The sequence below is a fragment of the Psychromonas aquimarina ATCC BAA-1526 genome (assembly GCF_000428725.1).
In the GTDB taxonomy this organism is placed as follows: Bacteria; Pseudomonadota; Gammaproteobacteria; order Enterobacterales; family Psychromonadaceae; genus Psychromonas; species Psychromonas aquimarina.
Genome location: NZ_KE386792.1, coordinates 54,234 through 69,956 on the forward strand (window position 1 = coordinate 54,234; position 15,723 = coordinate 69,956).

At 44.5% G+C, this 15,723-nt stretch carries 12 protein-coding genes; 6 read left to right on the forward strand and 6 right to left on the reverse strand.

From position 1 onward, the window contains the following. The 6 genes from nirB to G337_RS0121905 form a co-directional block, all read left to right on the forward strand. Positions 1-2,498 (forward strand): nitrite reductase large subunit NirB (gene nirB, locus G337_RS27090; protein WP_037028421.1); only part of this gene is annotated, 2,498 nt, incomplete at its 5' end. Between the two features lie 11 nt (positions 2,499-2,509). Beyond that, complete coding sequence (locus G337_RS28790; RefSeq protein WP_157619436.1) at positions 2,510-2,680, forward strand: hypothetical protein; 171 nt, start codon at positions 2,510-2,512, stop codon at positions 2,678-2,680. Beyond that, positions 2,677-3,009 (forward strand): nitrite reductase small subunit NirD, encoded by a 333-nt coding sequence (gene nirD / locus G337_RS0121890; protein WP_028865744.1) that lies wholly within the window; start codon positions 2,677-2,679, stop codon positions 3,007-3,009. Before G337_RS28790 ends, nirD begins: the two co-directional genes overlap by 4 nt. A gap of 122 nt (positions 3,010-3,131) precedes the next feature. Then, on the forward strand, positions 3,132-4,556 hold the full coding sequence (locus tag G337_RS0121895) for a NarK family nitrate/nitrite MFS transporter (protein ID WP_425414449.1): 1,425 nt from the start codon (positions 3,132-3,134) through the stop codon (positions 4,554-4,556). Between the two features lie 11 nt (positions 4,557-4,567). Beyond that, positions 4,568-6,343 carry a bifunctional protein-serine/threonine kinase/phosphatase gene (locus G337_RS0121900; RefSeq protein ID WP_028865746.1) on the forward strand — a complete coding sequence of 592 codons (1,776 nt, stop codon included), beginning with the start codon at positions 4,568-4,570 and terminating at the stop codon, positions 6,341-6,343. A 232-nt stretch (positions 6,344-6,575) separates the two neighbouring features. Next, complete coding sequence (locus G337_RS0121905; protein WP_028865747.1) at positions 6,576-8,240, forward strand: methyl-accepting chemotaxis protein; 1,665 nt, start codon at positions 6,576-6,578, stop codon at positions 8,238-8,240. Positions 8,241-8,314: 74 nt separating this feature from the next. Here G337_RS0121905 and G337_RS27095 read toward each other — a convergent pair whose 3' ends face one another. The 6 genes from G337_RS27095 to clpP all read right to left on the reverse strand — a co-directional run bounded on the left by G337_RS27095 (position 8,315) and on the right by clpP (position 15,660). Beyond that, positions 8,315-8,665, reverse strand: coding sequence for a hypothetical protein (locus G337_RS27095; protein ID WP_051303511.1), 351 nt, complete (start codon positions 8,663-8,665; stop codon positions 8,315-8,317). 123 nt (positions 8,666-8,788) lie between these two features. Further along, positions 8,789-10,681: a SurA N-terminal domain-containing protein gene (locus G337_RS0121915; RefSeq protein WP_028865748.1), complete on the reverse strand. Its 1,893-nt coding sequence runs from the start codon at positions 10,679-10,681 to the stop codon at positions 8,789-8,791. A 90-nt stretch (positions 10,682-10,771) separates the two neighbouring features. Then, positions 10,772-11,047: an HU family DNA-binding protein gene (locus tag G337_RS0121920; protein ID WP_019612725.1), complete on the reverse strand. Its 276-nt coding sequence runs from the start codon at positions 11,045-11,047 to the stop codon at positions 10,772-10,774. A 157-nt stretch (positions 11,048-11,204) separates the two neighbouring features. Beyond that, positions 11,205-13,562, reverse strand: a complete 2,358-nt coding sequence (gene lon, locus G337_RS0121925; protein ID WP_028865749.1) for an endopeptidase La — start codon at positions 13,560-13,562, stop codon at positions 11,205-11,207. 163 nt (positions 13,563-13,725) lie between these two features. Beyond that, entirely contained in the window at positions 13,726-15,021 is a 1,296-nt protein-coding gene (gene clpX / locus G337_RS0121930) for an ATP-dependent protease ATP-binding subunit ClpX (protein ID WP_019612727.1), read from the reverse strand. 15 nt (positions 15,022-15,036) lie between these two features. After that, positions 15,037-15,660 (reverse strand): ATP-dependent Clp endopeptidase proteolytic subunit ClpP, encoded by a 624-nt coding sequence (gene clpP / locus G337_RS0121935; RefSeq protein ID WP_028865750.1) that lies wholly within the window; start codon positions 15,658-15,660, stop codon positions 15,037-15,039. Positions 15,661-15,723 lie beyond the last annotated feature (63 nt).

Genomic DNA, 15,723 nt, shown 5'->3' on the forward strand with positions numbered 1-15,723 from the left:
TCGGTCACAAATTTATAGATACTGTAATCACGGATGACAGTCTTGATTATGATGTTATTACTTTTTCAGAAGAATCGCGCCTTGCTTATGATCGTGTGCAGCTGAGCGGGTTTTTCTCCGGTAAAACAGCTGATGATTTAGCACTTACCGATGCAGGTTATTACCAGGAGCACGGTATTAACTTTGTGCTGAATGACAAAGTTATAGAGCTTGATACTAATAATAACCGGGTTATCACCAGCAGCGGGCGTATTGAAAGCTACGATAAACTAGTTTTAGCAACGGGTTCTTACCCGTTTGTACCGCCTATTCCCGGCAGCGATCAGGCGCATTGTCACGTATACCGCACCATTGACGACCTTGAAGCCATTACTGAGTCGGGAAAAGTCAGTAAAACCGGTGTCGTTATCGGCGGCGGTCTGCTCGGTCTTGAAGCGGCCAACGCACTGAGCAACCTTGGCTTAGACACACATGTCGTCGAATTTGCACCGCGCTTAATGGCTGTGCAGTTAGATAACGGCGGCGGTGCATTACTGCGTCGTAAAATTGAACAATTAGGCGTTAAGGTTCATACCGAAAAAGCGACCAGTGAAATTACTGTCGGCGAATTCTGCCGTTACCGTATGAATTTCGCCGACGGCAGTTTTTTAGAAACTGATACCATTGTTTTTTCTGCCGGTATTCGTCCGCAGGATGAGCTTGCCCGTCAGTTTGGATTAGAAGTCGGTGAACGCGGCGGCATTGTTATCAATGATCAGTGTCAGACCAGTGTGCCTAATGTTTATGCCGTCGGAGAATGTGCTCTCTGGCAGGGGCAGATCTTTGGTTTAGTGGCGCCGGGTTATCAGATGGCTAAAACTGCCGCCTCTCATATTAAAGGTGAACAGCTGTCTTTCAGCGGTGCTGATATGAGTACCAAACTCAAGCTGCTCGGTATTGATGTTGCCAGCATCGGCGAAGTGCACGGAAATACGCCGGGCGCTCAGTCATATACTTTCAGCGATGAAATTGAACAGGTCTATAAACGCCTGATTATTTCACAAGACGGTAAAAAACTGGTCGGCGCAGTGCTGGTCGGTGATGCGCAGGCCTACGGGACATTACTGCAGCTTCTGCTTAACGATATGACTTTGCCTGACAATCCCTCTGTTCTTATTCTCCCGGATACGGGAGAAGAAAACAGTGCTGGTTTAGGCATTGAAGCTCTTCCCGACAGCGCCTCAATTTGTTCATGTTTCGATGTAAGCAAAGGCGATATTAAGCAGGCGGTGGCCGCCGGCTGCTGCACTATGTCTGATTTAAAGGAAACAACCAAAGCCTCAACGGGCTGCGGCGGCTGTTCAGCTTTAACCAAACAGGTATTAGATGCCGAGCTGGCCGCTTTAGGTTTTACCGTCAACAACCATATTTGTGAGCATTTCGCCTATTCCCGTCAGGAGCTTACTGACATTATCCGTATCAAAAAAATCAGCACCTTTGCTCAGCTTCTTGACAGCTGCGGTACTGGTTTAGGCTGTGAAATATGTAAACCTGCCGTGGGCTCGATTCTCGCCTCTTACTGGAATGATTATGTGCTTGAAGATGCACATATCGAGCTGCAGGACAGTAATGATCTGTACCTGGGTAATATCCAGAAAGACGGTACCTACTCAGTTGTGCCGCGGATTGCCGGCGGCGAAATTACCCCGGATAAACTGATCACATTAGGTCAGGTGGCCAATGAATTTGACCTGTACACCAAGATCACCGGCGGACAGCGTGTGGATCTGTTCGGTGCACAGCTGCATGAACTGCCGGCTATCTGGAAGAAACTGGTCGATGCGGGATTTGAAACCGGTCACGCCTACGGAAAATCAGTACGTACGGTGAAATCCTGTGTCGGCAGCACCTGGTGCCGTTACGGCGTTGATGACAGCATGGCGCTGGCCGTTAATATTGAGAATCGTTATAAGGGCCTGCGCTCCCCTCATAAAATCAAATTTGCGGTTTCCGGCTGTACGCGGGAATGCGCAGAAGCACAAACCAAAGATATCGGCATTATCGCCACCGATAAAGGCTGGAACATGTATGTCTGCGGTAACGGCGGCATGCGTCCGCGTCATGGAGATCTATTTGCTTGTGATCTTGATCAGCAGACCCTGCAGTCTTACATCGACCGCTTATTAATGTTTTATATCCGCACCGCCGACCGTCTGCAGCGCACCTCGGTATGGCTGGAGAACCTCGAAGGCGGACTGGATTATTTAAAAGAGGTGGTTATTGAAGACAAGCTGAATCTAGCCGCCGAACTTGAACAGGAGATGCAGAGCAATATCAACAACTACCAGTGTGAGTGGAAAACGACGCTGCAGAATCCTGAAAAACTCAAACGTTTTAAGCACTTTGTTAACAGTGACACAACAGACAGCCATCTGGCTTTTGAACTGGAACGCGAGCAGCGCATACCGGTAAAAAAAGTACAGCAGCAGAGCATTAAAATAATTGAACTGACTGAATAAGGGCCAGGGTTATGAGGTTATGGATAACCGTTTATAACAAATTAATGAAAAACCCTATGTTTGCCGCACTTGCTGATGATAAAGGCAGTAATTTGTCTTTTATCAGCGATCAACAGCAGGGGGTGAAAACCGATAACCACAATAAAAGAGTTAAATCACAACAAAAGAGGAGATCAAAATGAACCAGTGGACAACCATTTGTAAGCACCAGGAGCTTAGCGAAAACAGCGGCGTATGTGTTTTGTTTGAAGAGCAGCAGGTTGCCGTTTTTTACTGCAAACGCAGCGCAGCTCTGTATGCAGTTTCTAACTTTGATCCGATTGCTCAGGCTAATGTTATTTCTCGAGGCATTATGGGCTCAACTCAAGAGCAGACTTATGTGGCATCGCCTTTATATAAACAGCGTTTTGACTTAAATACCGGTATCTGCCTGGACTCACCTGAGTTTGCACTAAAAACCTTTTCAGTACGTGTTGAAGCAGAGCAGGTGCAGCTGAAAAAAGCTGGATAAAGTCTGCGTAACAGCAGCTCTGATTAAGCGCCGCCTCGGACGTTTAATAGTATTTTTTGTATTTAAGAAAGGACCAAATTGTGGATAAAACGGCATTTAACATATTCTCTTTTTCAGGAAAGATGAAAACACTGCATTTAAGCTGGATGGCATTTTTTATTACTTTTGCAGTCTGGTTTAACTTCGCACCGCTGCTGCAGGCGGTAAAAGAAACCTTGGGATTAAACACCGAACAGATAAAAACACTGCTGATATTAAATGTCGCCCTGACCATTCCTGCCCGGGTGATTGTCGGTTCATTAACCGACAAATATGGTCCGCGTGTGGTGTACTCAGCACTATTGGCGCTTTGTTCCATTCCCTGTTTTGTATTCGCTTTTTCGGAAACATTTTTACAGGCGGCTGTTGCCCGTTTTGCTCTGGGTTTTATCGGTGCAGGTTTTGTAATCGGTATCCGCCTGGTTTCAGAATGGTTTCCGCATAATGAACTGGGCACGGCTGAAGGCATCTACGGCGGCTGGGGCAACTTCGGCTCGGCAGCCGCTGCATTTACCCTGCCGACTATTGCACTGCTGTTCGGCGGTGAAGACGGCTGGCGTTATGCCATGGCGCTTACCGGTCTGATCAGTCTGCTGTTTGCATTTGTATTTTATGCCAATATCAGTGATACACCAAAAGGGGCAACCTACTTTAAACCGGCCAACCTGACAGCAATGGAAGTGACTTCAAAAGGAGATTTCTTTTTATTATTAATAATGAAAATTCCTATGTATGCCGCTTTAGCATTATTAGCATGGAAATTATCCCCTGCAGGCATCGCCATAATTTCCACTACCGTTACCTATACTGTGTACGCCGTCTTAGCGGCTGTTTATATATATGAATGGTCACAGGTATGGAAAGTTAATAAATCCATTTTCAGTACACCGGTGGCGCAGATACACCAGTACAAATTCAAGCAGGTGGCAGTACTGAATATCCTCTATTTTGCCACCTTTGGTTCAGAATTAGCGGTCGTTTCAATGCTGCCTTTGTTCTTTTCTGAAACCTTTGAACTGACACCGGTAGCTGCCGGCATGGTGGCATCTGCCTATGCATTTATGAATCTAGTTTCCCGCCCCGGCGGCGGCTGGATTTCAGATAAATTCGGACGTAAGTCTACGCTGGTCATTCTGACCGCCGGTCTGGCCTTAGGTTACCTGCTGATGGCGCAGATTACCGGTGAGTGGACTCTTTGGCTTGCAGTGGCAGCTGCCATGTTGTGTTCGTTTTTTGTACAGGCAGGCGAAGGAGCCGTTTTTGCAACGGTACCGTTAATTAAACGCCGTATGACCGGGCAGATAGCAGGCATGACCGGTGCTTATGGTAATGTCGGCGCCGTAGTTTATTTAACTGTATTGTCATTTGTTGATTACCAGACCTTTTTCTACGTAATTGCAGTGACAGCCTTTCTCGGTCTGCTTACACTAACCCTGATGACCGAACCTGAAGGACAGATGGCAGAGGTTAACCAGGACGGCACTGTGACCCTGATTGATGTCAGTTAGAGGTATTAAAAATGAAGTCCAGCAATAGTCGGAAAAAACAGCACAAAGCAGAGCTTGAACTATGTATCGGCGGTTATTCCAGTCCGGGCAGACGGCAAGTTAATCAGGATGCTTTTGCGGTAAAAAAACCGGCTCTTGCTTCAGAAAGGAAATATAAAGGTTTTACCGCCTGTATCGCTGACGGGGTCAACTGCAGCAGCAATGCGCAGCAGGCCAGTCAAACCAGCGTGACACAATTTATTGCTGATTATTACAGCACACCGCAAAGCTGGAGCGTGCAGAAATCCGCCGGAAAAGTATTAAATTCGCTTAACTCCTGGCTTTTTCAACAGAGCGGCCGCAGTGATTTACGTCATAACGGACTGATTACCACATTCAGTGCGGTTATTTTCAAAGCCGCTAAGGCTTATCTGTTTCATGCCGGTGATACACGCATTTATCGTTACCGGGCCGGCAGTCTGACCCTGTTAACCAAAGATCACAGCCGTCCCCAGTACGGTAAAAAAGATTTTCTTATCCGCGCCCTGGGCATGGACTGTCATTTAGATGTTGATGTTCAGACCATAAAACTGCAGATCGATGATATTTTCCTGTTAACCAGTGACGGCATACACGACAGTTTAACGAACCGGGTCCTGCTGGAGCATATGGAGGCTGTCAATAACAACACATGCAGTTCAGGTTCATTTGAGCAGTCAGCCGAAAATATCAGTGAGCAGGCGCTGATAAACGGCAGTAAAGATAATTTAAGCTGTTTAATTATCGCTGTTAAACATGTACCGCAGGAGGATGCCGTATCGCTCTACCAAAGCCTGAAGCAGCTGACCATTCCACCGGCGCTGCACAGCGGAAATACAATTGACTGCTTTGTTATAGAAAAAGTGCTGCACCAGGGAGCGCGCAGTCATATTTATCTGGCCCGCGACCAGCGGGATAAGCAGCAGTACGTATTAAAAATGCCTTCTTTAAATTTTGCCGATGATCCTGTTTATCTTGACGGTTTCAGCCGTGAGCAGTGGGTCGGCACAAAACTCAAAGATGCGCGGCTGATGAACATTTTACCCGCAATAGATAACTCCCCTTTTCTCTACCATATTTGTCAGTTTGTCCCGGGTATTACCCTGCGTCAGTGGATTTATGACAACCCAAAACCTGCACTGCAGAATGCCCGGGAAATCATCCGCAGTATAGTCAGTGCAGTAAGGGTAATGCAGCGTGCTGGTCTGGTGCACCGGGATTTAAAGCCGGAAAATATTATGATTGCTCCGGACAATTCGATCACCTTAATCGATTTCGGTACAGTAAAAATTGACGGATTAGATGAAATATCGCCCGCTTTAAGCGATAACCTGCCGCTTGGGGATCTGAATTATATGGCGCCGGAATATCTGCTTCAAGGCAGGGCAGACAGCCAGTCAGATCTGTTTTCTGTCGCTGTTATTGCCTATGAGCTGCTTTGCGCTGAACTGCCCTATAAAAAAATTAATACGCAGTCACTGCAGCGGGCGAAACAATCACACTGGAAATATCAGAGCATCAGCCGCTTTCGCGAGGATCTGCCGTTCTGGCTTGATTATGCACTGCACAAGGCACTGCTGCCGGACACAAACAAACGCTGCCAGGCAATGAGTGAGTTTGTTACTGATCTCTATACACCGAATCCGAAACTGCTTAAAGCCCATGAAAAAGCCCCTTTAATTGAGCGGAATCCGCTGCGTTTCTGGCAGTTATTATCAGCAGCCCTGCTCCTGACCGCATTTGCAGAGTTTATTCTGCTCCTGAGCTGATAATTTTCCTTTCTCTCACCACTGTACAGTGCGCTCTCAGAAACCTCAGGCGCACACAAATCTAAAAAAAGACCTAAATTTGACCTCTGTTGCAGGTATGCCCTAACCTAAGCCGCAGTAATGGCCTACTCTTATTGTAAATTATATTTTTTCGATATTTTTCAATACTTAATACTAATATCTTTAAGCTCTACAGGACAGTTACAGCTTCAACATAAAGGATAAATACACTATGAAATTAACGATTAAAGCCCGACTTATTCTCCTGGCACTGCTGCCGGTAGTGGTTATTTCGTCGATAATTATGACCTTTACTTATATTGAGACACATAAGTTAAGCAGTGCGCAGATGGAAACAACACAGGCGCAGATGATGGAAATGAAACGCGCGGAGTTAAAATCCTATATTAGTATTGCCGAAACAGCTATCACTCAGCTCAAACAGGATAATGCCCCGCTGGAAGAGGTGGTTAAAACACTGCGCAATATAAAATTTGGTAAAAGCGGTTATTTATTCGGTTACACCTCCGACGGCGTACGTGTTTTACTCGGCTCGAGCGATAAAGGCATCGGTGATAATTTTTACTCACTACAGGACAAAGAAGGTAATTACTTAATCCAGGATATAATCAAAACAGCACGCAGCGGCGATGGTTATTCCGTGTATTATTTTCCAAAACCTAATGGAAGTGTTGCCCTGCCAAAGCTCGCTTACAGTATCTACTTGTCTCAATGGGATTTAAATATCGGAACAGGTTTTTATACCGATGATATCGATGCAGTACTGGCGCAGATGCAGCTGCATGCAGACGAACAAATGCTCGGCAGTATGACCACCATCGGGCTGATAACAGTTGTTGTGGCGCTGATCGTTGCCGCACTAGGCATTACTATCAACAAAAGCATCACCACCCCGCTGGAGCAGTTTGATGAGTCAATCCGCAGTTTTGCCAGCGGCGATGCAGATTTAACCGCCAGGCTGCCGAGCTTCAACATCCCTGAGTTTAATAACTTAAGCCGTAACTTTAACAAATTTGTGGTTAAACTGCATGAAATCATCGGCCATGTATCACATGTCAGCGATCAGGTTGTCAATGAAACCTCACAGATGACCGAACGTTCGTCACAGGTAAACAGCCTGGTGACCAGCCAGCGTTCTGAAACCGAGCTGATATCAACAGCCATGACCGAGATGACCACTTCTGCACACGAAATATCACAAAATGCATCGCAGGCGGCCCATTCAGCACAGGATGCCGATACGAATGCGCAGACCGCAATGAGCACAGTTAATGAAGCATCTGAGTCAGTAAAAACACTGGCTGCAGAGCTTGATGAAGCAAGTGCAGTAATTGCCCGGCTTGAAGGAGATGTACAGAATATTGCCGGAACCTTAACCATTATTCAGGAGATTGCCGAGCAGACTAACCTGCTGGCATTAAATGCAGCCATAGAAGCAGCCCGCGCCGGCGAGCAGGGGCGTGGTTTTGCAGTGGTTGCCGATGAAGTCCGCAAACTGGCCAGCCGCACTCAGGAGAGTACTGCGCAGATTCATGAACGTATCAGCGCATTAAAATCAGGCTCGGACTCTGCGGTGCAGGTAATGGAATCCAGTAAAAACTTCAGTACGCTGACTGTTAATAAAGCCGTGGCGGCCGCCGAATCTTTAGTATTAATTATTGATTCAGTTGGTAATATTATGGAAATGAATACTCTGATCGCTACCGCGACTCAGGAGCAGAGTGTTGTCGGGCAGGATATTTCCAAACGTATTGTATTAGTTTCGGATCAGAGTGCCGACTCGGCGGCATTAGCTAATGAGAACCGCGACGGCAGCCTGGTATTAACAGAAAAAGCTAATGAGCTGTCAGACTTAGTGGAGCGCTTCAAAATTTAAAAAAACTGAGTTTAGTTTAACCAGCGCCTTGATGTTCATCCGCTGAATATCAAGGCGCTGTGAGAGACAACAAATTACCTGCTGATTAACCGAGCATGCACAATCAAACTGTCTGTATAACTGAAACCGTAACCAAAACCACCGTCTAAAACGGTACTGGCATGGTGCGAACCGGAAGTGACAGGGACTATCGATACAACTTCAAAACCCTCTTTATTGAGCTGTGCTACCACATCGGACAGATCCTGGCTAAGGCGCTTCGAATCAACCTGACAGTCAGACTGATATTTGGTTTCCAGCCAGATGGTTTCTTCGATGGTACTGCTCAGCTCACCGTCAGCATGCAGCTGTCCGGTGGGAATTTTCAACGTTTTTGATTTTAATTCGTGGCCGAGGTAGGCAGGTACCAGCACTATCTTATCCATAAGTTGATCTTCCCTAGCTGTCTTTATAAGATAAGTTTAGCCGCTAATTATATTTTTATTAACCATACAAAAAAGGCGCCTGAGCAGGCGCCTTTTTAAATTATATTAAAACTTCAATTACATTTAACCTTCAACCGGGTAGGTAATTTCAGCATCAGCCATCAGCTGTGTTACTAATGCCTGGTAGGTTGCTTCTGATGTTGAACGTTCAAGGAGCTGAGTAATCTGCTCTTTTACCTGATTATCAGCAGCTTCAGGTTCAACAATTTGAGACAGTTCGATAACTGCAAAGTCACCGCTAGCCGTTGTAACCCAGTCACGTGAAACTTGATCAGCAGCTGGTTTAGCTAGTTTAAAGAGCTTCTGCACTACCTGGTAATCGTAGCTGCGGTTATCACGACCGAATGTCAGGTTAGAGCTGAATTCAAGACCTTTAGCTGCTAAGTCATCGGCAATAGATTCCTGTGCATTTAACTTAGCCGTTAACGACTCAACAAATTCTTTTGCCTGTGCCTGTGATTTTTCATCTTTCAGCTGTGACTGGATCTGTTCAGACACTTCCGCTAACGGCTGTTTAGATGCTTCTTTATAATCACTGACACGCACGACAATCGCTTTATTATCACCAAGTTCAATCAGTTCAGAGTTCATACCCTCTTCACGGAAGTTAAGATCAAATACCGTCTGCTGTACTGACTTGTCTGCTAATACAGCCGGAGCCTGATCAGCGGAGAAGAATTCAGTCTGCAGCACATCAGAATTAACGACACCGGCAGCTTCTTCTAAGTTGTCCGGAGACTCAAAAGCAACTTCACTTAAACGCTGCTGCAGTTCGTAATAAAGTTCACTGGTTTTATCTTTCTGCAGTGCAGCTTTAACCTGAACTTCTACATCAGCCAGCGGCAGTGTTTCACTTTCTTCAACATCTAGCAGTTTAATAATATGGTAGCCGAACTGGGACTTAACAACTTCAGACAGAGGTGCTTCTTTAGTTAATAAAAAAGCAACCTGATCAAATGCTTCATCCATCACGCCGCGTTCAAACCAGTCCAGCTCACCGCTGTTTTTAGCAGAGTAAGTATCTTCTGATTTTTCTGAAGCAAGCTGAGCGAAATCAGCACCATTGTTAATTTCAGTTAGAATAGCAGCGGCTTTCTCTTTAGCTTCTTCATTGTCACCCTGTACTAAAATATGAGCAACTTTACGACGTTCAGTACGCTGGTAATCAGACTGATGTGTGTCGTAGTAGTTTTCGATATCCGCCTGGTTAATACTTACCTGGTCCGTTAATGCCGCACCGTCTAATAAGACGTATTCAACACGTACCTGTTCAGGGTTCTGGAAGAACTGGCTGTTATTATCGTAATAAGTCTGCACTTCCTGCTCGCTTATCTCACCGATATCTTTAAATTTATCAGCACTTACCATCAGCACTTTTGCTACACGCTTTTGTGCCTGCAGTTCATTGACCAGATCAACTTCTGCCGGCAGAACAAACTCGCTGCCCACTAACATCTGTAATAACTGGCGGCGTGCTAAATCCTGTTTTAAACCGGCACTAAAATTAGCGGGAGTATAACTTGCACGACGTAACAGAGCTAAATACTGCTCGTTGTTGAATTTGCCGTCAACCTGGAACTCAGCCATTTTACGAATTTCATTTTTAACCTGTTCATCACCAACACGTAAACCCATGTCGTTGATTGCCTGTGCAATTAAACGCTCTGAAATAAGTCCCTGGGTAGCTTGTGCTCGAACCTGCTGAGCAAAATTAGGGCTGGAAGCGATAAGGTCAAACTGTTCGCCGTACTGCTGCTGTAAACGCGCTCGTTCATTATTATAAGCTTGTTCAACACTTGCCTGGCTGATCTCTTCACCATTAACCTTTACAGCAACAGCGGTGCTTCCGCCGCCTAAATAACTGCTTACCCCGGCTAAAGCAAAAGATAAGATGATTACTATTAATACAACTTTTGCAGCAACCCCTTGTGAGCCTTCGCGCATTTTATCTAACATAAATACTCTTCTCTGAAAACTTATAGCAATTGATTAAACAAAAAAGCGCATCATATGACGCGCTCAATTCATTACTCAACAACCAAACGATTAAGCGTTGATTGCGTCTTTTAATGATTTACCAGCTTTGAATGCAGGTACTTTAGCAGCGGCAATCTGGATCGGCTCGTTTGTCTGTGGATTACGACCAGTACGTGCAGCACGCTCTTTTACAGAGAAAGCACCGAAACCGATAAGAGAAACATTGTCACCTTCAACTAATGCATTTGTTACGCTGTCAATAAATGCGTCAAGTGCACGGCCGGCAGCTGCTTTAGAAATATCAGCACTTTCAGCGATGTTGTCGATTAGTTGTCCTTTGTTCATTTTAATATCCCCATATAATAATTATTGTGTTCACCTTTAACCAGGTGTTAAACACGAGTTGAAATGTAGTGGCGTTAGGCTACGTTGCTATTTAAACTGGTGCAAGTAAATTCATAAAAAACTCTGCAACTAGCCCATATTTTATGCGGTTTATCACCTATTTTGGTGCTTTCTCCAGAGAAAACCCTTTCAGACTGTCCTGCAGGGCAATTTCTAACACTTCATCAATCCAGCGAACCGGTTTAATTTCCAGCTGATCTTTAATATTCTCAGGGATATCTTCCAGGTCACGCGTGTTCTCAAAAGGAATTAAAACAGTTTTTATTCCGCCGCGGCGGGCCGCTAATAACTTCTCTTTTAAGCCGCCGATCGGCAGTACTTCACCACGTAAAGTGATTTCCCCGGTCATAGCAACATCAGCACGAACAGGAATACCTGTCAGGCTTGAAATCAGCACGGTACACATTGCCGCACCGGCACTTGGACCGTCTTTTGGTGTTGCGCCTTCCGGTACATGTACATGAATATCGCGTTTTTCATGGAAATCCGCATTAATACGCCATTGCTCTGATTTGGCACGTACAACCGTCATTGCCGCCTGGATTGATTCTTTCATCACATCACCAAGCGAACCGGTATAAGTTAACTTGCCTTTACCCGGTACTGAGGTTGCTTCGATAGTCAGCAGATCACCGCCGACTTCAGTCCAGGCCAGCCCCGTTACCTGACCAACCTGATTGCTTGAATCCGCTTTACCGAAGTCAAAGCGGCGCACACCCAGATAATCTTTTAAGTTATCAATAGTGACGTTAACTTTTTTAAGTTTCTTATCCAGTAAAATCTCTTTTACCACTTTACGGCAGATTTTAGAGATTTCCCGCTCTAGAGCACGTACACCGGCTTCACGCGTGTAATAACGCACGATACCGATAATCGCACTGTCATCAATGCTTATTTCAGTGTCTTTCAGACCGTTACGCTTAACCTGTTTACTGGTTAAATGCTCCTTGGCGATATTCATTTTTTCATCTTCGGTATAACCCGATAAACGGATCACTTCCATACGGTCAAGTAACGGACCAGGAATATTCATTGAATTTGAAGTCGCAACAAACATCACATCAGAGAGATCGTAATCCACTTCTAAATAATGATCATTAAAGGTATTGTTTTGTTCCGGATCTAATACTTCAAGCAGTGCTGAAGCCGGATCACCACGCATATCCGATGCCATCTTATCGATTTCATCCAGTAAAAACAGCGGGTTTTTAACCCCTACTTTAGTCATTTTCTGGATAATTTTACCCGGCAGTGAACCGATATAAGTACGGCGGTGACCGCGTATTTCAGCTTCATCACGTACGCCGCCCAGTGCCATACGTACATACTTACGACCGGTTGAGCGTGCAATAGACTGCCCTAACGAGGTTTTACCTACACCTGGAGGCCCCACTAAACATAAAATCGGCCCTTTGAGTTTGTTAATACGCGTCTGCACCGCGAGGTATTCTAAAATACGCTCTTTAACTTTTTCTAAACCATAGTGGTCGGCATCTAACACTTCCTGCGCTTTAGCAATGTTCTTTTTAACCGGAGAACGTTTTTTCCAGGGCACATTCACTAAGCTCTCAATGTAAGTGCGGATAACACTTGCTTCCGAGGACATTGGCGACATCATTTTTAATTTTTTAAGCTCAGATACCGCTTTGTCACGCGCTTCTTCAGACATGCCTGCCTGTTCGATTTTTTCAGCAAGCTGATCATGATCATTAGGGCCGTCTTCAGAGTCACCTAACTCTTTCTGAATCGCTTTCATCTGCTCGTTAAGGTAATACTCACGCTGACTGCGTTCCATCTGTTTTTTAACGCGCGAACGGATACGTTTTTCAACTTTTAGAATATCTTCTTCGCTTTCCATCATCGCCATCAGATATTCAAAACGTTCGGTAATTGAAGTTAACTCCAATGCAGTCTGCTTATCTTCCAGGTTCAGCGGCATATGCGCGGCTATGGTATCGGCTAGACGCTCTGCTTCATCTATACCGTTAACCGATGCCAGCACCTCAGGCGGGATCTTTTTATTCAGTTTGATATAGGATTCAAACTGCCCCATCACGCTGCGCAGTAAAGCTTCTTCTTCCTGTGCATCAATCGCTTCACTTTCCAGCAGTTCAACTTCAGCAAAAAAGTAATCATCATTGTCGATATTATTGATCAGCTGTGCACGCTGCACACCTTCAACTAATACTTTAACGGTACCGTCTGGCAGCTTCAGCAGCTGCAGAATATTTGCCACAGTACCTATGGTGTACAGATCTTCCAGTTTAGGATCATCTAATGAAGCCTCTGTCTGCGCGACTAATAATACTTTTTTTCCCTGCTCCATGGCAGCTTCTAAACAGCTGATAGATTTCTTTCTACCAACAAACAGTGGAATAACCATATGCGGATATACCACTACATCGCGTAAGGGTAACACTGGCAGTGTCAACTGCAGGTCTGATTCAGTTTTCATAATATCCCCAGAAAAATATTCGTCTGCTTTATAAGATTTTAAAACAAACAAACTTTATAAAATCGTAGGGATTAATACTGGGGATTATGTGAAATTTTTCAAGGCCGTAAATGAAAAAAGGGAGCATAAAGCTCCCTTTCTTAACAATTAAATGTTTAACTGCTTATTTATCAGACGATACCAGCTTAGCCTGCTCTTCTGAATAGATCATTATCGGCTTTGATTCACCTTTAATAACATTTTCATCAACCACAACTTTAGTCACATTTTCAACTGACGGTAAGTCGTACATTGTATCCAGCAGTACTGATTCAACAATTGAGCGTAAACCACGTGCACCGGTTTTACGGCTCATCGCTTTTTTCGCCATAGCGATCAGTGCTTCTTCTCTAAACTCAAGCTCTACATTTTCTAAACCAAATAATGCAGCATACTGTTTAGTAATTGCATTTTTAGGAGCCGTTAGAATTTCAACTAATGCGGCTTCATCTAATTCAGTTAATGTTGCCAGCACAGGTAAACGCCCGATAAACTCAGGAATTAAACCATATTTAGTCAGATCCTGCGGTTCAACTTTTTTGAATGTTTCACTCAAAGAGTCTTTTGAATCACTGTCACGTACCGTTGCACCAAAACCAATACCGGCACCGGTATCTACACGCTGCTCAATAATGCTGTCTAAACCGGAGAATGCTCCACCACAGATAAACAGGATTTTAGAAGTATCAACCTGGATAAACTCCTGGTTAGGATGTTTACGCCCGCCCTGCGGCGGAATCGAAGCAACCGTACCTTCAATCAGTTTAAGCAGCGCCTGCTGAACACCTTCTCCCGATACATCACGAGTAATAGACGGGTTCTCTGATTTACGGGTAATCTTATCGATTTCGTCAATATAGATAATACCGCGCTGCGCTTTCTCAGGATCGTAATCACATTTCTGGAGCAGTTTCTGAATGATGTTTTCTACATCTTCACCAACATAACCGGCTTCAGTTAATGTTGTTGCATCAGCCATAGTAAACGGCACATCTAATAAACGCGCCATAGTTTCAGCCAGTAATGTTTTACCGCTTCCCGTTGGACCGATTAACAGAATATTACTTTTACTCAGCTCAACACCGTCAGCAACATCACCATGTTTTAAACGTTTGTAGTGGTTGTATACGGCAACAGCTAATACTTTTTTAGCCGTATCCTGACCAATCACATAATCATCTAAATTGGCACGAATTTCATGCGGTGTCGGTAATTTTTTACTTTTATTGTCCGATTCAGCAGCACTTGTTATTTCAGCAATCTCTTCTTTGATAATATCATCACAAAGATCAACACATTCATTACAAATATAAACAGAAGGGCCGGCAATCAGTTTTTTAACTTCATGCTGACTCTTACCACAAAAAGAACAATAAAGAAGGCTGTTGTTATCACCTTTATCGCCATGTTTATCTGTCATTTGGTACCCTTTTAATTATTTTCTCTGCGTCAGCACTGAATCAACAATGCCGTATTCAACCGCTTCATCTGCGCGCATAAAGTTATCGCGATCGGTATCCTGCGCAATGATTTCAATATCTTTACCAGTATGAAATGCCAGTAACTCATTCATACGGCGTTTAGTCGCCAGAATCTCTTTAGCATGAATCTCGAAATCTGACGCTTGTCCCTGGAATCCGCCTAACGGCTGATGAATCATAACTTTAGCATTCGGCAGACAATGACGCTTGCCTTCCGCGCCGCTTGCCAGAAGGAATGCGCCCATGCTGGCAGCCATACCCATACATACTGTGCTTACATCCGGTTTAATAAACTGCATAGTATCGTAAATCGCCATACCAGCACTAATTGAACCGCCTGGAGAATTGATATAGATGTAAATATCTTTTTCCGGGCTTTCAGACTCTAAAAACAGAAGCTGTGCGGCAATAACGTTCGCCATATGATCTTCAACCGGGCCTGTTAAAAAGATAACACGCTCTTTTAATAAACGAGAATAAATATCATAAGAACGCTCACCTTTTGCTGTTTGTTCCACAACCATAGGAATAAGCGCGTTACTAATTGGATCGGTGTTTCCAGCAAATGGATTTGACATGTTCTTTCCTAGTATATGTATATAAGTTTTAAATTAGTCGGCATTATACCCGAAAACTTTAAT